Genomic DNA, 22548 nt, shown 5'->3' with positions numbered 1-22548 from the left:
TTCCCGGGGCCACGTCGGCGATACTGTCGGCGTGGAGTACGTGTCCAGAGTGCCGCGACCGCCGCTGGACGGGCTGATCGACGACCTTTACTACCTGGAGGGTGCGCCGCCGTACGCCCGGCTGACCCTGCCGGCAAGTCCGGCGGCGTTCCTCATCGTCAACCTCGGGGCACCGTTTCGCGTCCGTGCCGGCGCCGACATCGAGACGGCCGAGTACGCCGACGGCTGCGTGGTCACCACGCCCACCCGCGCGTTCGAGTTCGGCTACCCACTCCGGACCCGGTCCGTCGGCGTGCACTTCAAGCCGTGGGGGCTGGCGCCGTTCCTGCCGATGCCCGCAGCGGAGCTGCGTGACCGGCCGACGACGGTGGAGCAGGTGTGGGGCCGGCCCGCCACTGCAGAGCTGCGAGACCGGCTGGCCACGGCCGAGGGACCTCACGAGATGCTGACGCTGCTCGAGGAGGAGCTGATGCGACGGCTGGGCCACGCGGCCGGCCTCGGGTTGGTCCGCCATACGAGCCGCATCATCGCCGCGACCAGCGGGGCGGTGGCGATCGACGACCTGAGGCTTTCCGTCGGTGTCAGCAGCACTCACCTGGCACAGCGGTTCAAGGAGGTCATCGGCGTTACGCCGAAGCGGTTTGCCCGCACGTACCGCTTCGCCGCCACCGTGCTCTCGATCAAACCCGCCGAACCGATCGACTGGGCCGACCTCGCCGGTGGCGCCGGCTACTTCGACCAGGCCCACTTCGGCCACGAGTTCCGGGCCTTCACCGGGCTCACACCGACCCGGTACGTCGAGGTCAGGCGGCGGTTCCTGCGCGAACATCCCGGCCACGTGCTGGACGGCTGGCCGCTACCGACCGATTGATTCCTTACAAGAGCGACAGCCCACGAAACTCTAGCCTGAGGCCATCCCCAAGCAGAGGAGCGCGCCCATGGGCGAAGTAGTGATGTACGGCTCGGTGTCGGTGGACGGCTTCATCGCGGACGAGAACGACCAGCCCGGGCCGCTGTTCGACTGGTTGACCAGCGGTGACGTCCCGCTGGACGACAGTGGCGTGTTGAAGGTGTCACAAGCGTCCTACGACTACACCCGGCAGTACTGGGACCGGATCGGGGTGACGATCGCCGGCCGCCACGTCTTCGACCTCACCGACGGCTGGGACGGGAAGCCGCCGAGCGGGATCGACCATGTGGTCGTCGTGACGCACCGGCCGATGCCCGAGGGTTGGGACCCCGAGGCGCCGTTTCACTTCGTCGACGGTGTCAAGGCGGCCGTGGCCAGGGCGCAGGAGCTAGCTGGTGACCGCCTCGTCGAGGTCGCCGCCGGCGACGTCGGCGGCCAGGTGCTTGCCGCGGGCCTGGTCGACGAGGTGCGCATGGACGTCGTACCCGTCGTGTTCGGGTCCGGCAAGCGCTACTTCGGGTCGGTCCACGCGCAGCACCTGTTGGGGAATCCTGACGTGGTGATTCAGGGCAACCGGGTGCTTCACCTGCGCCATCGGGTGCGCCGTTGACCGATCCGGGCGGGCTGGCGGGTGTTGAGCAGGCCACTGTCCAGAGGGAAGCCGCTGTGACCGGGGCGGGGCTGCGCTCGCATTTCGGTGCTCGGGTTCTACTGCCAGGCCACGTCTCGATGGTCAGTTCGGTGCGCGGGGCCAGGTCAGGCTGGGCCGCTGACCAGCGGGTCGTGGACCCGGCCGAGGAACAGCGGTACGCCGGTGAACCGGTCGTGGATGACGTACAGGAATGGCCGGTTGACGAAGAACTGCGGCCCTTGCGGGATCGACGGCGGCCGGACGATGACGGCCGACGCGGCCGCGGCTTCGGTACCCTTCTCGTCCACCGCGATGAACGTCTCGTGCACCACGTCGTCGATACACAGGGCCGGTTCGGTGCTCATGCCGGTGAAATCGGCCTGTGACGTGAACGCCGTGGGCATACCGAGGCTGCTCAGTGCGGCACCCAGCTCGGCCGGCAGGCGGAACGTCCACCGGGGCAGGCGCAGTTCGACGTCGGTGATCCGGAACCCGGTCAGCAACGCGCCCAGCCAGGCCGCGTCGAGGTTCGCCTCGACCGCGGCGAGATTGTCCCGGGTCGGCATGACGATGGCCATGGCAACTCCGTCGCCGGCATAGGGCACGTCGACTGCGCGCCATCCGTCGCCCTCGAGGTAGCCCATCCTGTCGAACGGTCCGCGCATGATCGGGACGTCGGCGACGGTCCCGTCATCCCTTGTGAACGGTCCCACCGCCGTGGCGGTAGCGGTGAACGGGTACTTCCAGGCCGCTTTGAGGTAGATTGCGTTGGTCAGTATCAGGCTGGTGTTGGGGCTCACGGCGTCGGACTGCAACAGCTCCGGGATCTTCGCGTTGGTCCGATCGGACACCCATGTGTTGATTTCCTGGCGGGCCACCTCGGGCGCGCCGCGGAAGTCGACCGGTCGCGGCGTGGCGCCGTAATAGCCGGCCAGGGCGTCCCGGAACCGGGGTCGCAGACACAGATCGAGTCGTGTCCACAGCGCATTGGCAGTGGTCAGCCGAGGCTGCTTGACTCCGTCACCGTCCTGGTACCGGCCGGCGAGCGTCTGCTCGACGGTGTTGAGCCCGCTGTCGAGCGCGCCGGGGCGCGGATGCGGCGCGTGGAGCACCGTGTCCATCTCGTCCGCCGTGGTCGAGCCGGCGCCCGCCCGGGTCATCGCGAGCGCGAGCCCGACCGAGAACGGCGCGCACACCACATTGCCGCCTGCCCGGGTCGATGCCACAGTGCGGTAGAGGTCGGCCGTGAAGCCGCTAACGGCGGTGGCGGCGGCCTGCATCGTGGCCGGGTCGGGTGGTACGCGGACCGTGTCCGTCGCGGTGGACGGCGTGCCGGGCCAACGGGGATCACCTGGGGCGGCGGTAAGGGCAGCGGCCGCAAGCGGGACCGCCCGCAGGAGGGATCGACGCGAAACCATGTATCGAGGTTAGAGCAGTCCCACGGAAACTCACCAGGCACAAGCCCAAATTCATCGAAACTAAGCAATGTCTGTCACTCGTACCGGTACTTCAGCGAGTCTGCCTCGGCCTTCTCGATGTCAGCGATCGTCAGCTCGGGCATTCGTAGCTGGGCCAGCGTCACCTCGGCCGAGGTCGGCTGGGCGTCCGCCGGCAGCCACTGCTCGGGCTTCCAGGCCCCGCTGCGCAGCAGCGCCTTGGGGCAGTGCGGGTAGACCTCATCGATCCCCAGCACCAGCGCGCTGGCCGGTGGCTTGCCCACGGCGGTCAGCTGCGACAGCAGCTCGGGGCGAGTGGAGACGCAGGCCCGGCCGTTCACCCTGAGCGTCGTGGTGCGCCCTGGGATGATGAACAGCAGCCCGGCCCGCCCGGTGGCGACGACGTTCTGCAGGGTGTCCAGACGCTTGTTGCCGGTGGCGTCCGGTATTGCCACCGTCCGCGCGTCCAGGACGGCGACGAAGCCGGCGGGGCCGCCGCGCGGGGAGACGTCGCAGTTGCCCTTGGCGTCCACCGTGGCGACCAGGACCAGCGACGAGCAGCCGATCAACCGCCGGGTCTGCTCGGTGAGCTCGGTCATCTGCTTCCGCACGGCCGCGTCACTGGGGAGTTCGTAGGCCCGGCGCAGCGCCTCCTGGTCGGGCACGGCGTCGAGGCGCAGCGAGTCGAAGGCGCTGGTGGCAAGGGCTGGCGTCATGCATCGACACTAATCGACCAATCTGACCGGTCCGGCCGTCGTCGCGGCGGCGGCCTTGCCCAAATCATCTTAGTCATTAAGATAATCGCGTGAGCATATCGACGGATTTCTCGGTGGCGATCGCCGGCGCCGGCCTCTCCGGCCTCTGCCTCGCGCAGTACCTGATGCGCGCCGGCATCGACGTGCACGTCTACGAGCGGGACCCGGGCCCCTTCGTCCGGCGGCAGGGCTACCGGATCATTCTCGACCGTTACGGCATCGAGGCGCTGCGCGAGAGCCTGCCGCACTCGCTGTACAACTTGGCGCTGACCACCGGCGACGAGCCCGGCGGGCACCTACGCTTCACCGACAGCCGGCTGCGGGACGCGTTCACCATCACCTTCAAGGACGAGCCGCACGCGACCCGCCAGGTCGACCGGCTGACCCTGCGGTCGATCCTGCAGTCCGGGCTGAACGGCCGCATCCACTACGGCAAGGACGCCGTCGCGGTGGACGGCGGCGACCCGGCACGGCCGCGGCTGCTGTTCTCCGACGGCGGGTCCGCAGCGGCAACCGTCGTCGTGGGCGCGGACGGCGTCGGCTCGGCGCTGCGCGCGCAGATCATGCCGGACGCGGACCCGGCGAACACCCCGATGGCAGGCATCTACGGCCGGTCGCCCCTGCGACGCAACGGCGAGAGCGTCATCCCTGACGCGCTGCGTACCAGCGGGGTCCTGGCCATCGCCGACCGGCCGGGCCGCGCCTTCTTCTTCACCTCCATGCGGTTCGGCGAGAGCCCGCCGGAGGCGTTCGGGCGCCTGGCCCCGGGCAGCTATGCGCCCACCGGCGACGACTACGTCATGTGGGGACTGCTGCTCCGGCAGGAGGAGGTGCCAATGGGCCTCCGGGGCGACCTGCTGGCGCTGTGGAGACTGGCCTCCGGGATGAGCATGGACTTCCACCCGGTCATCCGGCGGCTGGTCGGCACGGCCGAGTTGGACGCCACGGTGCTCAACCTCTTCGCCACCGGCCAGCGCCCGCACCGGTGGGCGGTGCCCCGGGCGACGATGATGGGCGACGCCGTGCACGTCATGCCGCCGTTCGGCGCGCACGGCGGCAACACCGCGCTGCGTGACGCCGCCCTGCTCGGCCACAAGCTGGTCGAGGCCAGGGCCAGCGGCGCGCCGGTGGAGGAGGCGATCGCCAGCTACCAGGACGAGATGGTGCCCTACGCCTTCCGCGCCGTCGAGACCGCCGCCAGGCTGATGCGCCGCCTCACCGGGGGAGCGGCCGCACCCCACTGGGTGCTGACCCGCGTGCTACCTCGGCTGCACCGGGTCACCGTACCGGAGGGATGATTGCGGGCATGTCCCACGAGCCGGCCCGTGCGTCCGCGATCGCCGACCTCATGCGCGCCGGACGGGAGACGTCGCGGCTGTCCATGGTGTTCCGGTACGCCATCGCGGAGCGGCTGGGCCTCACCGTGAGCGACCTGGAATGCCTGGACTACCTCGCGGACGTCGGGTCCGCCAGCGCGGGGCAGGTCGCCGAGCGGACCAACCTCACCACCGGGGCGGTGACCAGCATGCTCCGCCGGCTCCAGCAGGCGGGCTACGTGACGGCCGAGCGCGATCCGGCGGACCGGCGGCGGGTGATCGTCGCCCTGCGGCCGGAGCGGATGGCCGAGCTGGAGCGACCGTACGAGCGGTTCGCCGAGCGGGCGGAGCAGCTCATCGAGGGCTACAGCGTCGAGGAGCTCATGCTGTTGGTCCGGCACTATGACCGCATGCAGGCGATGTACCTCGCCGAGTTGGACCACTACCGCACGCGAGCGTCGTCGAAGGCGACCAGCCGTCCCATGAACCAGGCGGGGTCGGCCAGGTGGGGATAGTCGGTGGTGGCGGGTGTGGTTCCGACCAGCGCGCCGGGAATGCGGCTGCGTAGCCAGTCCGGGTAGTCGACGCCATCGCCGCTGACTACCTCATCGACCTCAAGCTGCCGGCGAAGATGCCCACCTGCTCCGTCGAGGGAGTGACTCACGAGGACGGTCGAGCCGGGGTGGGGCGGGGCTGCTCTCGCCCCACCCCGGCAGCGGCGTCGCCGGGCACCGCCCTCGCAGTAGCGGCGATGCCGGATCGGCATGAACACCGCGACTTCGGTCTTCGACCGCATGCCACATCGCTGCCAGGGTCGAGTCCTGCCCGACCGGCGCTGTCCGGCGCCGGGCCCACGGCATCAACAAGGAGCGATCATGGTTCTTGCGACACACCGGGTGGTGACCGCGGTGGCAGCGGTGTCCCTGGCCGCGTGCGGCCCCGTCGGCGCCACCGAACAGCCGAAGCGGGACCGTGCGGTGACGGCCACCGCTTCATCCGCCGACCGGGACCACGCGTTCCGACAACTGGAGGAGCGGTTCGACGCGCGGCTGGGGGTCTACGCGATCGACACCGGCACCGGCCGGACGGTGCGGTACCGCGCCGACGAGCGGTTCGCGTACTCCTCGACGTTCAAGGCGTTGGCCGCCGCCGAGATCCTCGACGAGACCACGGACGCCGAGCTGGAGCGGGTGGTGCGGTACTCGGCGGACGACCTGGTGACCTACTCGCCGATCACGGAGCAGCACGTCGCCGAGGGCATGACGCTGCGCGCGATCGCCGACGCGGCCGTGCGGTACAGCGACAACACCGCCGGCAACCTGATGTTGCGTCACCTCGGCGGACCGCAGCGGTTCGAGAAGGAACTGCGGGAGGTCGGCGACAAGATCACCGATCCGGCGCGCTACGAGACCGAACTCAACGAGGCGCGGCCGGGTGACCGGCGGGACACCAGCACGCCACGCGCACTTGCCGAAGACCTGCGGGCGTACGCCGTCGCCGACGCCCTCGAACCAGCGGACCGCGACATCCTCACCGGTTGGCTGCGGGGCAACACCACCGGCGGCGAGCTGATCCGCGCCGGTGTGCCCGACGGCTGGGTCGTGGGGGACAAGACCGGTGCTGGCGGCTACGGAACCCGCAACGACATCGCGGTGATCTGGCCCCCGGACCGCGCGCCGATCGTCCTCGCGGTCCTGTCCAGCCGCGACCAGAAGGACGCTGACTACGACAACGCCCTGATCGCCCAGGCGACCGAGGCCGTGATCGCCGCGCTGTGACGGTGTGCCGGCCCCCGCCCGGGAGGCGTGGTACCTGCCAGCTGATCGCACCAACTGGATCGAGGTAGACCAAATCGCTCAGGAGGTGACCGACCCGGACTGGCCGCAGACCGCCGTGACGATGAGGCACCAGCGGCGCGACGGCATCAATCCGCCCGTCTACGAGAGCTTGGCAGCGGCGATGCACGGCAAGCCGCGCATCGACTTCCCGCCCGCTCCGACGGAACTCATCAGGTAAGGACGTCGGGCTGCGGCGATGGCGGATGGTGAGGCCCTGCTCGTCGGGCGGCGAGTGCGGGCTAACTCCACCAGGGCAGGGTGCCCGTTCGTAGGTGGTCGTGCAGGCTTCGGGCGACCTGAGCCATCGTCGCCTCGCTGCCCGGTTGCGCGACGGCGGGCACCCGGGAGGCGGTGAGCGCGGCGACCGCGTACGACTGCCCGTCGGTGTGCTCCACCACGCCTACCTCGTGGCGTAGGTGCAGCAGGGTGCCGGTCTTCGACGACCAGCGGGACGCGTCGGAAATGAAGTCGGGGGCGAGGCGTTGCCGGTGCAGGTTGTCGGCCATCAGGGCGCGTACCCGGGCGGCGGTGGTCCGGTGGATCGTCGAGGGCCGCCAGAGGGCGTGCAGCAGGTCGACGAAGGCCCGGGCGGACCCGGCGTTGGCGCGGGTGACGTCGAGTTGGGCGACGGGGTGGCCCTGCCCGGGGGTCGTCGCGCCGATGGCGAGGGAGTGGGCCAGGTGCGCGTGGTCGGGGCCGAGGCGTTCCGCCGGCGTGTCGGCGAGGTCGCCGACCCGGTGCCGCACGGCGATGCCGTCGATGCGTAGCCGCCGCAGCTCGGCAGTGACCGCAGCCGGCGGGATCAGGTCGAACAGGGCGTCGGCGGCGACCCCGTCGCTGACGGAGGTGCTCAGGTAGAGCAGATCGTCCACGGCGATCCGCGCGGGGTGGCGGAAGCGGCTCAGCCCGGTCGGACCGGGGGTGGTGATCAGACCGGGCGTGACGTCGACCGGCATCGCCGGGTCGAGTTCCCCGCGCACGACCCGTTCCAGAACGGCGACCGCCAGCGGCACCTTCACCAGCGACGCCGACGGGTACGGGGTGTCCGCATCGAAGCCGATCTCCGCCCCGGTGTCGAGGTCGCGGACCAGGAAGGCGCCGTGCAGGCCCGCCTCGTCGAGCAGGTCACGTGCGTTGCGTACGACGGCGATGGCGCTCATGCCGGATCTCCTATCGAACGGTCACCGGGTGCGCCACCCCCGGCCGACCCCGGGTGCCCGTCGGTGACGCCCAGGCATCGTGCGATGTCCGCGTACAGGACTGTGCGGAGCTGGTCGAGGTCCTCGCGTACGCCGGCGGCGACGTCGTAGCCCCGTAAAAGTCGAGGGCCGGCGAGACGGCACCAGTGCAGCCCGAAGTCCTCGGCCTGCTGGCGGGAGCAGAGCAGCAGGTCGGGTGAGCCGAGGGCCGCTGCCGCGGCGTCGACGAGGGACGGCGCGACCGTCACCTGGGCCGGTGCCAGTCCGGACGACTGGCCGGCGCGGGTCAGTGGGTCACGCAGGTGCGCGACGTCGTCCTCGGGCTGGATCAGGATTCGCCGGCGTGCCTGGGCGCGGGCTCGGCCGCTGCGCAGCGTCTCCAGGAACACCGTCGACGCCGGAAAGGGGGTCCGGGCGGCCAGCCCGAGCGGCACCCGCCAGGCCGCCGTCTCCTCCGGAACCGCCACGATCCCGGCGCCGACCTCCAGGGTCTGGCAGAGCCGTTCGCGCTCCTGCGGACCGGCCGGCCGTACCTCAAGGTGGATCCGCTGCCGTCGCGCCGCGACCACCAGCGCGGCGAGGCGCTGCGGCGGGCAGATCTCGGGAACGGCGATCCGCAGCGGACGCAACCGGGCCCGCTCGGCGTCGTCGGCCATGGCGTCGGCGAGGTCGACCAGGCGTCGCGCCGTCGGCAGCATGTCCTGCCCGAACGGGGTCAACCGGACCGCGCGGGACGACCGGTCGAACAGGCGCGCCCCGAAGTGTTCTTCCAGGGCGGCGATTCGGCGGCTGGCGACCGACTGGGGGATGCCCGCGGCGGCAGCGCCGGAGGTGAAGCTGCCGTGACCGCTGACGGCGACGAAAGCCCGGCAGGCGGCGACCACATCCATCCGCCGAACCTATACCTGGAACGCATCGAAGAGACGGCAGGGAGCGGGAACGGCATCATTTCGCCGCTGGCCGCTGGACCTCACACTGATGTGAGGTCCAGGCTACCCGCGGGTCGGAACGCGGCCAGTGACACCACGTCACACAGGGCCGTGACGCGGTGTCACTGACACGTGGTCACGAGGACTGGTGTCGTTGAGGCACCTCCACCCGCTGCCGAAGGAAGTCGGCGTGGCCGCTGTGGCTTCGAAGCACGACCTCGCTCCGGGTGGACCACCGCAAGAGGGACAGGAGACCTGGACGTGTATCGAAGACGAGGCTTCGCCCTGACGGGAATTCTTGGCATGGTCGGTGCCATGGCTGCGGTCATCCCGGCGACGGCCGGGGAGTCGACGGCCGGGAAACCGCCGGCGGGGCTGCAGTGGGCGGCGTGCCCGCAGGACGTGGTGGTGCCGCCGGTGGTGCAGGCGTCGGTGCAGTGCGCGAAGGTGCCGGTTCCGCTCGACTACCGCGACCCCGACGGCACCCAGATCGAGCTGATGGTGTCGCGGATCGCGAGCGCCAAGCCGGAGAAGCGGCGCGGGGTGTTGATGTTCAACCCCGGCGGGCCGGGCGGCACCGGGCTGGACCAGCCGGGTTTCCTGGCATCCAAGGGGCTGCCGGCCAGCGTCATGGACGCCTACGACCTGATCGGCATGGACACCCGGGGCGTCGGGCACTCGACGCCGGTGAGCTGCGGCTTCACCGCCGACGACGCGTACTGGGGCAACATCCCGCCGTACGCGGCCGACGACGCGGCCGTCAGTCGGCAGGCGGAGATCGTCAAGGAGGTCGCCGCGCGGTGCGCGGCGAACGACACCGAGGGACGGCTGCGACACCTGACGACCGCGAACATGGCCCGTGACCTGGACCGGATCCGGGCCGCGCTGGGCGAGGAGAAGGCCAGCTTCTACGGAGCGTCCTACGGGTCGGCGCTCGGTGCGGCGTACGTCTCGATGTTCCCGGACACCACCGACCGGGTCGTGCTCGACAGCAACCTCGGCGACACCCACCTGGACCGGGCCGGGCTGCGCCGGTACGCGCTCGGCATGGAGCAGACGTTCCCCGACTTCGCGAAGTGGGCGGCGGCGCGGCACGACTCCTACGGTCTGGGCCGCACGCCGCAGCAGGTGCGCCGGACCTACTTCGCCATCGCCGAACGGCTCGACGATGAGCCGGCGGCCGACGGGCTCACCGGCTCCATCTTCCGGCACCTCACCTTCGCCTGGCTCTACGGTGAGATGCAGTACGGAAATATGGCGCGGGTGTGGCAGTCGCACCTGAACCCGGGCGCGGCGGCGGCGCCGGTGCCGCCGCCGGCGGCGGCACCGAACCCGGTGGACAACGCCCTGACCGTGTTCCTCGCCGTCAGCTGCAACGACGTCGAGTGGGCGGAGGACGTGGACACCTACCGGCGCGCCGTCGCGCAGGACCGCGAGCGATTTCCGCTGTTCGGCGCGGCCAGCGCCAACATCACCCCGTGCGCCTTCTGGAAGCACGAGCCGGCCGAGGCGCCCGTCGCCGTCAGCGCCGAGGGGCCACGCAACGTGCTGATCCTGCAGAACCGGCACGACCCGGTCACCCCGCTCTTGGGCGGCGAGCTGCTGCGGAAGAAGTTCGGGGAGCGCGCGCGGCTGGTGACCGTCAACGAGAGCGGGCACGGCGTCTACGTGCTCGGCGGTAACGGCTGCGCGTTGAACCTGACCACGTCGTACCTGGTCGAGGGCGCGATGCCGGCAAAGGACACGACCTGCCAGGGCGGCTGACCTGAGGCAGGAGCCGGACGAGGGCGCGGAACAGGGATGTTCCGCGCCCTCGGCGTCGAGAAGACCGCCGGTAACGGCTCCGATGTGCTGAAGATTCCCCAATGGCCGCCCGCCCCGCTGAACGGGCGCCAGTGGTACCGGGGTACCACTGGCGGCCGGAAAGTGTCGACTGCGGTACCGCGATCGTGCCGTCGCGCGAAACTAGCGTGGCGAGCATGATTCAGGTACGCGAACTAACCAAGCGATACGGTGCGAAGACGGTCGTCGACCGCCTGTCGTTCACCGCGAAGCCCGGACAGGTCACCGGCTTCCTCGGCCCCAACGGCGCCGGCAAGTCGACGACCATGCGGATGATCGTCGGCCTCGACGCGCCGACATCCGGCGACGTGCTGGTCAACGGCAAGCCGTACGCGTCGTCGAAGGCGCCACTGCGCGAGATCGGCGTGCTGCTCGAGGCGAAGGCCATGCACCCCGGCCGGACGGCGGTCAGCCACCTTCTCACCCTGGCGCGCACGCACGGCATCCCGCGCTCGCGCGTCGGCGAGGTGCTCGACCTGGTCGGCCTCTCGACCGTCGCCCACAAGCGGGTCGGCGCGTTCTCCCTCGGCATGGGCCAGCGGCTCGGCATCGCCGCCGCGCTGCTCGGCGACCCGGCCGTGGTGATGCTCGACGAGCCGGTCAACGGCCTCGACCCCGAGGGGGTCCTCTGGGTGCGCAACCTGCTCACCGGCCTGGCCGCCGAGGGCCGCACCGTGATGCTGTCCTCACACCTGATGAGCGAGGTCTCGCTGATCGCGGACCACCTGGTCATCATCGGCCGGGGCAGGCTGCTGGCCGACACCACCGTGGCCGACTTCGTGACCGCCGAGGGCGTCCGGGTCGTCACTCCCGCCCCCGACGCGCTGCGCACGACGATTGCCGGCCCGGGCATCACGGTCACCTCGACCGGCGTCGAGGAACTGCTCGTCGCCGGCACCTCCGCCCGCAAGATCGGCCTGGCCGCGGCCGCCCGCGGCATCCCACTGTTCGAACTCACCCCGCAGAACGCCTCGCTGGAAGAGGCGTTCATGGACCTGACCCGCGACGCTGTCGAATACGAGGCATCCCGATGAAGATCACCCCTGGTGGCGTCGTCGCCGCCGAATGGACCAAGTTCTCCTCGCTACGCTCCACCTGGATCACGACCGGCATCTCCGCTCTCCTCCTGATCGCCTTCGGCATGATCGCCTCGGCTTCCCTGTCGGGCGACAACTTGACCTCGATCGACCTGGCCCTGTCCGGCAGCGCCCTGGCCGCCCTGTCCGTCGGTGTGCTCGGCGCGCTGCTGGGGGCGAGCGAATACACCACCGGCATGATCCGGGCGACCCTCACCGCGGTGCCGCGCCGGTTGCCCGTGCTGTGGTCAAAGAGCCTCGTGGCCGGGGCAGCCGCCTTCGTGACGATGACCATCGGCGCCTTCGTCGCTTTCGCCGTGGGGTCGGCCGTGCTCAACGACAAGGTCGCCGGTCTGGGCCTCGGCGACGACGGTGTGCTGCGGGCCCTGGTCGGCGCCGGCCTCTATCTGGGCCTGGTCGCGGTGCTCGGCGTCGCGCTCGGCATGCTCGTCCGCTCCAGCGCCGGCGCCATCGCGATCCTGGCCGGCGCGCTGCTGATCGTTCCCGGTCTGGCCGCGCTGCTGCCGGACTCGATCTCCGAGGCCATCACCCCGTACCTGCCCAGCAACGCCGGCAGCGCGGTGATGGCGCTGACCCCGGCGGACGGCACCCTGGCGCCCTGGGCCGGCCTCGTGGTCTTCGCCGGGTATGTGATCGTGACGCTCGCCGCGGCAGCGTACCGGCTCAAAAGGAACGACGCGTAAGCGCGTAAGGGGAGAATCGGCTGATGAGCACGCAGGGATGGCTGGTGGACCGGCAGGCGGGGTTGCGGGCCTTCGACCGGCTCCGCCCGTGGGTCATGGACACCCTGGTGGCCATTCCGATCGTGCTCTTCAGCATCCCGAACATCATCGAGAATCCCCTGTCGGCGACGATCGCGACGCTGGCCCTGCTGCCGCCGCTGTACTGGCGGCGCCGGTACCCGTTCCCGGCGTTCCTGGTCACCGCGACCATCGAGTTGATCGAGGGTTTGCTGGACGTCGGTGTCGGCGCCGGGGTGATCCTGCTCGTGATGCTCTTCGGGGTGGCCTCCCGCGGTTCGTGGCGGGCGCTGGCCTGGGCCACCGTGATCACCATCGCGCTGCTGGTGGCCGAGATCTACCTGCTCAACCCGGTGACGGAGAACCGCATCATCACGCTGTTCCTGGTTCTCGGCACGTCGGGGGCCGCGGTCGCGTCCGGCGTCGCGGTGCGCACCCGCCGGGCGTACCTCATCGCCCTTGAGGACCGCGCCGCCCGCCTGGAAGTCGAGCGGGATCAGCGGGCCCGCCTGGCCGTCGCCGAGGAGCGAGCCCGGGTGGCCCGCGAGATGCACGACATTGTCGGACATCACGTCTCGGTGATCGTGGGCCTGGCCGACGGCGGCGCCGCGCTTGCGACCGCGCGGGCTGAGCAGACCGCCGAGCCGCTCCGGTTGATCGGTGACACCGGCCGGCAGGCGCTCTCCGAGCTGCGCCGGGTGCTGGGCGTCCTGCGCGAGGAAGACGCCGATCCGCAGCTGAGCCCGCAGCCCGGCATCGACGATCTCGACCGGCTGTTGCCGAGCGTGCGGGCGACCGGGCTGCCAGTCACCTATTCCACCTCGGGTGAGCTGCACACCCTCGGTCGGGGCGTGCAGCTCGCGGTCTACCGCATCGTTCAGGAAGCGCTCACCAACACCCTCAAACACGCGGGGCGCGGGGCGGCCGCTGACGTCACTCTGGCTGTCGCCGACGGCGAGGTACGGGTACAGGTACGCGACAACGGTCGCGGCGGGCCGGCTCGCCCGAGTCACGGCCTGCTCGGCATGCGGGAACGCGCCGCCATGTACGGCGGCGAGGTGACCGCCGGCCCGGCCGAGAGAGGCTGGCTCGTCGACGTGGTCCTCAAGGAGCCCTCATGACCACCGTGCTGATCGCCGACGACCAGCAGTTGCAACGAATGGGTTTCCGGATGCTGCTCGACGGCACCCCCGGCATGATCGTGGTGGGCGAGGCCTCCGCCGGTGCCGAGGCGGTGCGAATGGTAGAGCAGACCCGCCCCGACGTGGTGTTGATGGACGTACGCATGCCCGGCATGGACGGTATCGAGGCCACCCGCCGCATTACCGCGACCGGCTCACGCACTCGTGTGCTGATCCTGACCACGTTCGACCTGGACGAATACGTCTACGCCGGACTGCGAGCCGGAGCGAGCGGCTTCCTGCTCAAAGACGCCCGCCCCGAGGAGCTGATCGCCGGCATCCGCGCCGTCGCTAGCGGAGACTCGGTGGTGGCCCCCAGCCTGACCCGCAAGCTGATGGACGCCTACCTCCAGCGTCCAGAGGCGGCCGCACATGCGGACCCCCGCCTGAGGAATTTGAGCGAGCGAGAGCGAGAGGTGCTCGAAGCAATCGGCCAGGGCGCCACCAACACCGAGATCGCCGAGCGCTTCACCCTCACCGAATCCACAGTGAAGAAGCATGTCGGACGCGTGCTAGCCAAGATCGGAGCGCGAGACCGAATCCAGGCAGTCATCTTCGCGTACGACAACGGCCTGGTCGAACCACGGGCCTGAGTTTGCCCTCCTCGCTGTTGGTGCCGATGTGGAGATCAACGTTCGCGCTGCGGCCGGCGTCAACCTTCTCGTCGGTGTCGCCTGGATCGTCGCCTTCACGCGCTTCCTGCGGGCACTCGACGACCTGCAGCGCAAGATCATGCAGGATGGGTTGGCAGTGACCCTCGGAGTGGACTGGGGTCGTCGGCTTCGCCTACTTCGTAACGGATGCCGCCGGCCTGGTCACCTACGGCCTCAACATCGCGCTCTTCCCCGCGCTGCTGGGAGTCGTCTACGTGATCGCCTTTGTGGTCGGCCGGATCAGGTACCGATGAAGAACCGCATCGTGGACCTCCGAGCCGAACGCGCCTGGACGCAGGCTGACCTGGCTCAGCGCATCGGTGTGTCACGACAGTCGATCAACGCGATCGAGACGGGGAAGTTCGACCCCAGCCTGCCGGTGGCGTTGCGTCTCGCCAAGCTGTTCAACCTGACGGTCGAGGACATCTTTACCGATGATCAACGATGCCCATAGCCGCCTGAACTTACCGGCGCCGATGTGATCGGGTGGCAGCGTAGGAGTTCAGACCGCCGGGATTACGGCCTGGATGAGGTGTGGTCCCGGTTCGGTGATCGCGCGGGCGGCGAAACGTCGGCATTGGCGTGTGGTGAACGACGGGTATCCCGGGCGGGGGTCCTGCGTCGATCATTGCCCGGAGATAGATGCGAGTCACTCTCACCTCCTGGCGGAACGCCCGGGCGCGGAGGGCGAGACGTCGGCACCGGAAGCCGGGCGTGACCGAACGGCCCGACTCCGCGTCCCCGGAGGATCGCCATGCCACGTCCCGCTCTCCGTAACCGGCTCGCTGCGTTCACCGCCGCCGTCCTGACCGCGAGCGTCCTGACGGTGACCCCACCGTCACCGGCGCTGGCCGCCACGACGTTCGCCGCCAACGACTACTGCCTCGGCCAGTGCGCCGACATCCTGCCCCCCGGGCAGAACGGCAACGCCACGCTGGTCGCCATCCTGGCGCACCAGGCGCTCGGCACCCGCCCGGCGCACTCCAGCGACCAGCTCGACGGGTACGCGAACCTGGTCTACAACTACGCCGGGCTGACCGACGAGCAGATCGCCCACTTCTACAACGACGCCTCGTTCGGCGTCCCGGCCGCACAGGTGGAGAGCACCGTCTCGCCGCGCGCCGACGTCACCATCGTGCGGGACAAGGCCACCGGCGTCCCGCACGTCAACGGCACCACCCGCGCCGGCACCATGTTCGGCGCCGGCTACGCCGGGGCCCAGGACCGGCTCTGGGTGATGGACCTGCTACGCCACGCCGGCCGCGGCACGCTCACCTCGTTCGCCGGCGGCGCGCCCGGCAACCGGGAGCTGGAGCAGAGCATCTGGGCCAACTCGCCCTACTCGGAGGCGGACCTCCGGGCCCAGGTGGACGCGCTGCGCCTCAAGGGCGCCCGGGGTCAGCAGCTCTACACCGACGTCGTCGACTACATCGCCGGCATCAACGCCTACATCGACAGGTCGATCGCCGAGGACAACTACCCGGGTGAGTACGTGCTCGCGGGCGCCGGCAAGCCGACGCACTTCACCATGACCGACCTCATCGCCACCGCCGGTGTCGTCGGCGGGCTCTTCGGCGGGGGCGGCGGCAGCGAGATCCAGTCCGCGCTGGTCCGGGTGGCCGCCCGCGCCAAGTACGGTGCCACCGAGGGCGACCGGGTGTGGGCGGCGTTCCGCTCGCAGAACGACCCGGAGACCGTGCTCACCCTGCACGACGGGCAGAGCTTCCCCTACGGGGCGACGCCGCCCGGCGCTACCAGCGCGGTGCTACCCGACGCCGGCTCGGTGGTCGCCGAGCCCCTGGCCTACGACGCCACCGGCGGGGCCGCCGCCCGCGCCGGCGCCAGCACCGCCACCCCAGGGCTGCTCGGCGGCCTGGCCAACCTGCGCGCGCACGGCATGTCCAACGCGGTAGTGGTCTCCGGACGGCACACCACCACCGGCAACCCGGTGGCCGTGTTCGGGCCGCAGACCGGCTACTTCGCGCCGCAGTTGCTGATGCTCCAGGAGTTGCAGGGGCCTGGCATCAGCGCTCGCGGCGCCGCGTTCGCCGGGCTCAACCTCTACGTGCTGCTCGGCCGGGGCCAGGACTACGCGTGGAGCGCGACGTCCGCCTCCCAGGACCTCACCGACACGTACGCGGTGCCGCTGTGCACCACCGACGGCAGCGCCCCGACGCTGCGCACCAACCGCTACCTCTACCACGGGCAGTGCCTCGCCATGGAGGCGCTGGAGCAGCGCAACTCCTGGTCCCCGACGCTGGCCGACTCCACCCCGGCCGGCTCGTACACCCTGCGCGCGCTGCGCACCAAGTACGGGCTGGTGGCCCACCGGGGCCTGGTGAACGGGCAGCCGACCGCGTTCACCAAACTGCGCTCGACCTACCGGCACGAGGCTGACTCGGCGGTCGGCTTCCAGGCCTTCAACGACCCGTCGGCGATGGGCAGCGCGGCGGCCTTCCAGGCGTCCGCGGCCGATGTGGGGTACGCGTTCAACTGGTTCTACGTCAACTCGACCGAGGCGGCGTACGTCAACTCAGGCTCGAACCCGGTCCGTCCGGCCACCGCCGACCCGAACCTGCCCACGAAGGCCGAAGCGGCGTACGAGTGGGCCGGCTGGAACCCGGACACCAACGACGCCACCTACACCCCGGCGTCGGCGCATCCGCAGTCGGTCAACCAGGACTACTACGTCAGCTGGAACAACAAGCAGGCGCGGGACTTCGGGGCGGCGGACGGCAACTTCAGCTTCGGCTCCGTACACCGGGCTCAGCTGCTCGACGGCCCGGTGCGCACGGCGATCGCCCAGCGCAAGCTCGGCCGCGCCGACGTCGTCAAGATCATGGCGGATGCGGCGGTGACCGACCTGCGCGGCCAGCAGGTTCTCGGCGACCTGCTGCGGGTGCTGGACAGCACGCCGGTCACCGATCCGGCGCTGGCCGACGCGGTGGGCAAGCTGCGCGCCTGGCAGCAGGCCGGGGCTCGCCGGGTGGAGACGTCCCCCGGCTCCAAGGTCTACCAGCACGCCGACGCCATCCGGATCTTCGACGCCTGGTGGCCGCTGCTGGCCTCGGCGCAGTTCCGCCCCGGCCTCGGGCCGGATCTCTACGCCGCGCTGGTCGACGCCATCGAGGTGAACGAGGCGCCGTCGGGCGGCCAGAACGGCGGGCGCGACGGCACCGCGAGCTGGGCGTTGCAGGGACAGGCGCACAAGGGCTCGTCGTTCCAGTACGGCTGGTGGGGTTACGTCGACAAGGACCTGCGGACCGTACTCGGCGACCCGGTGGCCGGCGGGCTGGGCCGCGCGTACTGCGGTAACGGCAACCTCGGCGCCTGCCGGCAGGCACTGCTCGACGCGCTCGGCCAGGCCGCCGCCGTGCCGGCCAGCACTGTCTACCCCGGAGACAAGTCCTGCGGGGCCGGCGACCAGTGGTGCGCCGACTCGATCGCCCAGTCCGGGCTCGGCGGCATCACCCACCCGGTGATCGCCTGGCAGAACCGCCCCACCTACCAGCAGGTCGTCTCGTTCCCGGCGCGCCGGGGCGACGACGTCACCAACCTGGCGCAGGGCCGCCCGGCCACCGCGTCGAGCACCCAGTTCCTGACCGGCCACACGCCGAACAAGGCGGTCGACGGCAGCCTCGGCAATCGGTGGGCCAGCAGCTACAACGACAACCAGTGGTTGCGGGTCGACCTCGGCGCGGCCCGCAGGGTCAGCCGCGTCGTGCTGCGCTGGGAGGCCGCGTACGGCACCTCGTACCGGATAGAGGTCTCCGGCGACGGCAACTCCTGGACGCCGGTGTTCGCGACCACCACCGGCAACGGCGCCGTCGACAACGCCACCTTTGCCCCGGTCACCGCCCGCTACGTGCGGGTGTACGGGATCAAGCGGGCAACCTCGTACGGCTTCTCGCTCTACGAATTCGAGCTGTACGGAACGTGACAGTGCCCGGAGGGGGCGGCGCGAACCACTCGCCGGCCCCTCCGGGCGTGCGCAGCGCCATCGCTGGCAGTCGGGTCTGAAGCGATCAGCCCGGCAGCGAGCCTGCTCCGATCACAGCGCCGGGTATCACCTCACACGGCAGGCGCCGTCGTGGGCATGGCACCCTCGGCGAGTTTGAGTCGCGTCCAAATGTTCATGTTGATGACAACAGCCACGATCTCCTGGATCTCGTCCTCCGTGAAGTGCGCAGCCACCCGGTCGTGCGCCTCCTGCAGCCGCGTGTTGACTGTGACGTCGGAGGCCCGGGTCAACGCCTCGGTGTAGGCCAGGGCGGCTTGTTCCGCTTCGGTGAACAGGTGCGTCTCCCACCACGCGGTGAGGGTCTCGACCTTGGACGGCGGGATGTCGGCGACACGGGCGGCGGCATGGTGCACCAGAAGGCAGTAGCTGCAATTGTTGATCTGCGCGACGCGTAATCGCAGAAGCTGAGCCAGGGCCTGGTCCACCTGGAGTGTGGCGGTGTGGCCGAAAGCTGCGGCCCCGGCATCTGCCAGAGCCATGAGTTGTTCGTTTGTGACGTTCAGTCGGACGTTCTGAATCCTGGTATCCAAGAGGTGACCTCCTGCAGATCACAACGACAAGACCAGTGGTGGGGACGTCCAGTCGGTGCGCAGCAGACCCGCCCAGCCCTTGCTGGCCGCACCAGCACGGATAGCGAGACCACGTGGCGCAACGAGGCACGCGCCCCCGGCCCGGTGCTGCCGGCCGTTTCTCAGTGAGCCCATCGTCAGGGCAGACGGCCTGTTTTCAGCGCGGCCCGACGAACTCGGTCCGCACGCTCCACGCGAACTGAATCAGCAGGGTCACCGGGGACCTCTCGGCAATGTCGTGCATCACCTTCAGGTCGTCGGGGTCGGGCTCCTCGCTGAGCGTGATCGTGCGTTGCAGGTAGCGCTCTGCGCCTTCCTGCTCGGGTTCGTGGTAGCCGATCTCGACGGTGATATCGCCGGCGGTGTCGTACTTGTAGTCGACATACTGCCGCAGCGTCTGAGCAGTGCACGACGCGAGCGCCATCAAGAGGTACTCCGTCGGCGTCGGGCCGTCACCGAGTGCGCCGTTGTGTGGTTCGTCGGCGACGAACGTGAAGCCGCGGGTAGTCATGTCCGTGCGCCGGCGCTCGGTGGCCGGAAGGACAACTCGGGCCGATGCGACGACATGATCATGAGCGGTTTCCATCAGCCGCGCCTTCCTGTAGATCCAGTGGTGAGGGGCCCAGGGATACGCAGCCGGCAGCAGCCGAGCCGCAGTCCGGGCAGGGGGCCGTGGTCAGGCGTATCGACCTCATGGCCGGGTACCTCCGGAGGTTAGTCTTAGCGGACTAGATAGTCCAATCGGTTGTTCGCTCCCAGGGTCGGCTGCTGGGTGAACCTGGACCGCGTGGTGTTTCGAGCTGCACTGATAGGCGGCGAGGGTTCAGTGTCGCCCCGGATGGCTCGATCAACACCAGGCCCTGGAATGGACCAATGGGTCCGTTGACCGGAGTTGGCTGGGAAGTCGGTGCGTGATGTCGAGGAGCATTGCTTGCCCGGTCTTGAGGGCTCCCACGACCTGGCTCTCATCGACCTGGCTCTCATCGACCTCCGGGCTGCTCGTACCCCGCCGTGAGCAGCCTCGTCACCACTGATCGGCCCCAGTCAAGGGGTCGGCTCACCGGACGGCTGCACGAGGAACGATCTGATGTGTTCCAGTGCCATGTCCAGCGCGACTCCCATGGGTGCGACGTCGTGCGCGGCGTTCGCCAGCAGGTAGCCGCCCTGCAATGCGGCCATCAACCCCGTGGCCAACTTCTCCGGGTCGGCGTCCTGGCGCAGTAGACCGCTGTCCCGCATCCGGTGCAGACCGTCACTGATCAGCTTTTCCCATGCCGCGAACGTCTCCGACAGCGACGATCGAGCCTGCTCATCTTGATCGGACAGCTCAAGAGCCATCGACCCGAGGCCGCACCCGTATTTGCCGTTGTTCAGCGAGTTGGCCTGGACCAGCGCGTTACGCCACCGGACCAGCCCTGAGAATGATCTCAGTCGTTCGAGCCCTGCACGCTCACGCTGAAGCACAAGCGCGCCTCGATACTTGACCAAGGCGCGCACGAGTTCCTGCTTGTCGGCGAAGTGGTGGTAGAGCTGAGACTTGCTCGTCTGGCTTGCCTCGCGGATGTCGTCAAGGGTCGTCGCGTTCACTCCGCGCACGAGCATCAGCCGGTTCGCGGCCTCGAGGATTCGTTCTCGGGTCGCGATGCCCCGTTGACTGATCCTCCGCCTATTCGTCGGCGCAGCCACCTGCTCGTCGCTCATCTGTCAAGTGTATCCAGCGCGCCAGATAATCTAGCGAGAATGGGACCTTTGAGTCCATCCGATGCATGTCGCATTCGGGCGACGGTGAAGGGCGGACCTTCGCGCCGTGAAAGGGATCGACGTCGTTAGCAGGAGCATTCCTGGACTATTTAGTCCTATTGGCAGGAAGGTTTCGCTGCTGTTGGCAACGCGGCGTGAGTGGCCTCTGGTCAAAGCCCGCACCCATCCGGCGGACTCCTCGTCCGGGCCGACCACCTCGGCCCGGACCGGCGCGCCGACCGGGGGCCGCGCGCCCGAGGTGTCACGCCGTCGCCCGCTTCGGCAGCTTCCACCCGGGGCGGGGGAAGTGGCAGGTGTATCCGTTGGGGTAGGTCTGCAGGTAGTTCTGGTGCTCAGGCTCGGCTTCCCAGAAGTCGCCCGCCGCGGTGACCTCGGTGACGACCTTGCCAGGCCACAGGCCCGAGGCGTCGACATCGGCGATGGTGTCCTCGGCGACCCGCTTCTGCTCGTCGCCGGTGTAGAAGATCGCCGAGCGGTAGCTCAGGCCGATGTCGTTACCCTGGCGGTTCTTCGTCGACGGGTCGTGGACCTGGAAGAAGAACTCGAGCAGCGCGCGGAAGTCGGTCTTGTCGGTGTCGTAGACGACCTCGATGGACTCCGCGTGGGTGCCGTGGTTGCGGTAGGTGGCGTTCGGGACGTCGCCGCCGCTGTACCCGACGCGCGTGGACACCACGCCGGGCTGGCGGCGGAACAACTCCTCCATGCCCCAGAAGCAGCCGCCGGCCAGAATCGCCTTTTCGGTGTTCACATCGTCTCCTTGCCTGTCATCGTGCTGGTGTTCGTGCCACTCGTGAACAGGGTGCGGTATTCGCCGTACCCTGCGTCCTGCAGGTCGTCGAGGTGGATGAACCGCAGCGACGCCGAGTTGATGCAGTAGCGCAGTCCGCCCTTCTCGGGGGGACCGTCGTTGAAGACGTGGCCGAGGTGGCTGTTCCCGTGCAACGAGCGGGCCTCAGTCCGGATCATTCCGTGGCTGGCGTCTTCGCGCTCGACGACGTTCGTCTTGGCGATCGGCCTGGTGAAGCTCGGCCAGCCGGAGTTGCTGTCGTACTTGTCGACAGATGCGAACAGCGGCTCGCCGGACACGACGTCGACGTAGATGCCGGGATCATGGTTGTCCCAGTAGGCGTTGGCGAACGGTCGCTCGGTGCCGTCCTGCTGGGTCACGCGGTACTGCTCCGGGTTGAGCCGCGAAACGGCCTCCGGGTTCTTGCGGTACTGGGTGTGCTGGTGCACAGCTCTCCCTTCATGGCCTTGCGACGCAAAGCTGCGGAGCCAGGCGGAGCGCACCTGGACACGCAAGTACAGACAATCTCCGGGTCGGCCATATTCCCGCAGCCGCTGCCAAGACTGGACTCAAAAGTTCGGTATGAGATCTGTAACCGCTGCGTGCGATCGCCTCGTTACCGGCGCTGAACTGGTATTTGTCCTAACCTCAGCAGTGACCGCCTGTCTCAATAGTGGACTTGACAGACCAGTTTTGCCGCAACTAGGTTCGGGATGTCCGACGGGATGCCTCCGGTAGCGATGCGCTGCCCGACCTGCCCGCCGGCTTTGAGTTCGGCAGACGTCCCGCCACTCGGCGACATCCTCGCGCCGCAGCCCCTGCCGGTCAGCGTGGTGTGGCACGGCGTCGAGGCTTGGCGCCGCCAATGCTGGGAACGGAGTTG

At 69.6% G+C, this 22548-nt stretch carries 22 protein-coding genes; 13 read left to right on the top strand and 9 right to left on the bottom strand.

Going from position 1 to position 22548, the window contains the following annotated elements:
* Positions 1 to 31: 31 nt before the first annotated feature.
* Together KBX08_RS00540 and KBX08_RS00535 are read left to right on the top strand one after the other, a co-directional pair.
* Positions 32 to 871 (top strand): helix-turn-helix domain-containing protein, encoded by an 840-nt coding sequence (locus tag KBX08_RS00540; protein WP_307850418.1) that lies wholly within the window; start codon positions 32 to 34, stop codon positions 869 to 871.
* Positions 872 to 938: 67 nt separating this feature from the next.
* Positions 939 to 1520 (top strand): dihydrofolate reductase family protein, encoded by a 582-nt coding sequence (locus tag KBX08_RS00535; RefSeq protein WP_210780519.1) that lies wholly within the window; start codon positions 939 to 941, stop codon positions 1518 to 1520.
* 146 nt (positions 1521 to 1666) lie between these two features.
* On the opposite strand, the gene KBX08_RS00530 is transcribed toward KBX08_RS00535, so the two are convergent.
* Together KBX08_RS00530 and KBX08_RS00525 are read right to left on the bottom strand one after the other, a co-directional pair.
* Complete coding sequence (locus KBX08_RS00530; protein ID WP_210780518.1) at positions 1667 to 2959, bottom strand: serpin family protein; 1293 nt, start codon at positions 2957 to 2959, stop codon at positions 1667 to 1669.
* A 74-nt stretch (positions 2960 to 3033) separates the two neighbouring features.
* Positions 3034 to 3693 carry an MSMEG_1061 family FMN-dependent PPOX-type flavoprotein gene (locus KBX08_RS00525; protein ID WP_210780517.1) on the bottom strand — a complete coding sequence of 220 codons (660 nt, stop codon included), beginning with the start codon at positions 3691 to 3693 and terminating at the stop codon, positions 3034 to 3036.
* Positions 3694 to 3782: 89 nt separating this feature from the next.
* Between KBX08_RS00525 and KBX08_RS34560 the strand changes: the two genes are divergently transcribed.
* The 4 genes from KBX08_RS34560 (at position 3783) to KBX08_RS00505 (ending at position 7064) form a co-directional block, all read left to right on the top strand.
* Positions 3783 to 5030, top strand: a complete 1248-nt coding sequence (locus KBX08_RS34560; protein ID WP_210780516.1) for an NAD(P)/FAD-dependent oxidoreductase — start codon at positions 3783 to 3785, stop codon at positions 5028 to 5030.
* A gap of 8 nt (positions 5031 to 5038) precedes the next feature.
* Positions 5039 to 5563, top strand: coding sequence for a MarR family transcriptional regulator (locus KBX08_RS00515; RefSeq protein WP_238689811.1), 525 nt, complete (start codon positions 5039 to 5041; stop codon positions 5561 to 5563).
* Between the two features lie 357 nt (positions 5564 to 5920).
* Positions 5921 to 6826, top strand: a complete 906-nt coding sequence (bla, locus tag KBX08_RS00510) for a class A beta-lactamase (RefSeq protein WP_374101922.1) — start codon at positions 5921 to 5923, stop codon at positions 6824 to 6826.
* Between the two features lie 85 nt (positions 6827 to 6911).
* Positions 6912 to 7064: a hypothetical protein gene (locus tag KBX08_RS00505; RefSeq protein WP_210780513.1), complete on the top strand. Its 153-nt coding sequence runs from the start codon at positions 6912 to 6914 to the stop codon at positions 7062 to 7064.
* A gap of 61 nt (positions 7065 to 7125) precedes the next feature.
* Here the strand turns inward: KBX08_RS00505 and KBX08_RS00500 are convergent, their stop codons facing one another.
* Together KBX08_RS00500 and KBX08_RS00495 are read right to left on the bottom strand one after the other, a co-directional pair.
* Positions 7126 to 8046, bottom strand: coding sequence for a serine hydrolase (locus KBX08_RS00500; protein WP_210780512.1), 921 nt, complete (start codon positions 8044 to 8046; stop codon positions 7126 to 7128).
* Positions 8043 to 8975 (bottom strand): LysR family transcriptional regulator, encoded by a 933-nt coding sequence (locus KBX08_RS00495; protein WP_210780511.1) that lies wholly within the window; start codon positions 8973 to 8975, stop codon positions 8043 to 8045. Before KBX08_RS00495 ends, KBX08_RS00500 begins: the two co-directional genes overlap by 4 nt.
* Before the next feature lie 354 nt (positions 8976 to 9329).
* On the opposite strand from KBX08_RS00495, the gene KBX08_RS00490 reads away from it, so the two are divergent.
* The 7 genes from KBX08_RS00490 (at position 9330) to KBX08_RS00460 (ending at position 18467) form a co-directional block, all read left to right on the top strand.
* On the top strand, positions 9330 to 10778 hold the full coding sequence (locus KBX08_RS00490) for an alpha/beta hydrolase (RefSeq protein ID WP_210780510.1): 1449 nt from the start codon (positions 9330 to 9332) through the stop codon (positions 10776 to 10778).
* Positions 10779 to 10993: 215 nt separating this feature from the next.
* Positions 10994 to 11890: an ABC transporter ATP-binding protein gene (locus KBX08_RS00485; protein WP_210780704.1), complete on the top strand. Its 897-nt coding sequence runs from the start codon at positions 10994 to 10996 to the stop codon at positions 11888 to 11890.
* Positions 11887 to 12636, top strand: coding sequence for an ABC transporter permease (locus tag KBX08_RS00480; RefSeq protein ID WP_210780509.1), 750 nt, complete (start codon positions 11887 to 11889; stop codon positions 12634 to 12636). Before KBX08_RS00485 ends, KBX08_RS00480 begins: the two co-directional genes overlap by 4 nt.
* Before the next feature lie 23 nt (positions 12637 to 12659).
* Positions 12660 to 13814, top strand: a complete 1155-nt coding sequence (locus KBX08_RS00475) for a sensor histidine kinase (protein ID WP_210780508.1) — start codon at positions 12660 to 12662, stop codon at positions 13812 to 13814.
* Positions 13811 to 14467, top strand: a complete 657-nt coding sequence (locus KBX08_RS00470; protein WP_210780507.1) for a response regulator transcription factor — start codon at positions 13811 to 13813, stop codon at positions 14465 to 14467. The genes KBX08_RS00475 and KBX08_RS00470 overlap by 4 nt, the downstream gene beginning before the upstream one ends.
* A gap of 28 nt (positions 14468 to 14495) precedes the next feature.
* Positions 14496 to 14981 (top strand): helix-turn-helix transcriptional regulator, encoded by a 486-nt coding sequence (locus KBX08_RS34555; RefSeq protein WP_307850417.1) that lies wholly within the window; start codon positions 14496 to 14498, stop codon positions 14979 to 14981.
* Between the two features lie 300 nt (positions 14982 to 15281).
* Positions 15282 to 18467, top strand: a complete 3186-nt coding sequence (locus KBX08_RS00460) for a penicillin acylase family protein (RefSeq protein ID WP_210780506.1) — start codon at positions 15282 to 15284, stop codon at positions 18465 to 18467.
* Between the two features lie 131 nt (positions 18468 to 18598).
* On the opposite strand, the gene KBX08_RS00455 is transcribed toward KBX08_RS00460, so the two are convergent.
* From KBX08_RS00455 to msrB, 5 genes are all read right to left on the bottom strand, one after another.
* Entirely contained in the window at positions 18599 to 19027 is a 429-nt protein-coding gene (locus KBX08_RS00455; protein ID WP_210780505.1) for a carboxymuconolactone decarboxylase family protein, read from the bottom strand.
* Between the two features lie 247 nt (positions 19028 to 19274).
* Positions 19275 to 19703 (bottom strand): OsmC family protein, encoded by a 429-nt coding sequence (locus KBX08_RS00450; protein ID WP_210780504.1) that lies wholly within the window; start codon positions 19701 to 19703, stop codon positions 19275 to 19277.
* A 458-nt stretch (positions 19704 to 20161) separates the two neighbouring features.
* Complete coding sequence (locus KBX08_RS00445; protein WP_210780503.1) at positions 20162 to 20818, bottom strand: TetR/AcrR family transcriptional regulator; 657 nt, start codon at positions 20816 to 20818, stop codon at positions 20162 to 20164.
* A gap of 301 nt (positions 20819 to 21119) precedes the next feature.
* Complete coding sequence (gene msrA / locus KBX08_RS00440; protein ID WP_247668680.1) at positions 21120 to 21581, bottom strand: peptide-methionine (S)-S-oxide reductase MsrA; 462 nt, start codon at positions 21579 to 21581, stop codon at positions 21120 to 21122.
* A gap of 41 nt (positions 21582 to 21622) precedes the next feature.
* A complete protein-coding gene (gene msrB / locus KBX08_RS00435) occupies positions 21623 to 22114 on the bottom strand; it encodes a peptide-methionine (R)-S-oxide reductase MsrB (protein ID WP_210780501.1) in 492 nt (163 codons plus the stop codon).
* Between the last annotated feature and the right edge of the window lie 434 nt (positions 22115 to 22548).

This window comes from Micromonospora sp. H61 (assembly GCF_018070325.1).
Classification (GTDB): domain Bacteria; phylum Actinomycetota; class Actinomycetes; order Mycobacteriales; family Micromonosporaceae; genus Micromonospora; species Micromonospora salmantinae.
Note: the sequence above shows the minus strand (reverse complement) of the source record. Positions and strands in the feature narration are given on the sequence as shown.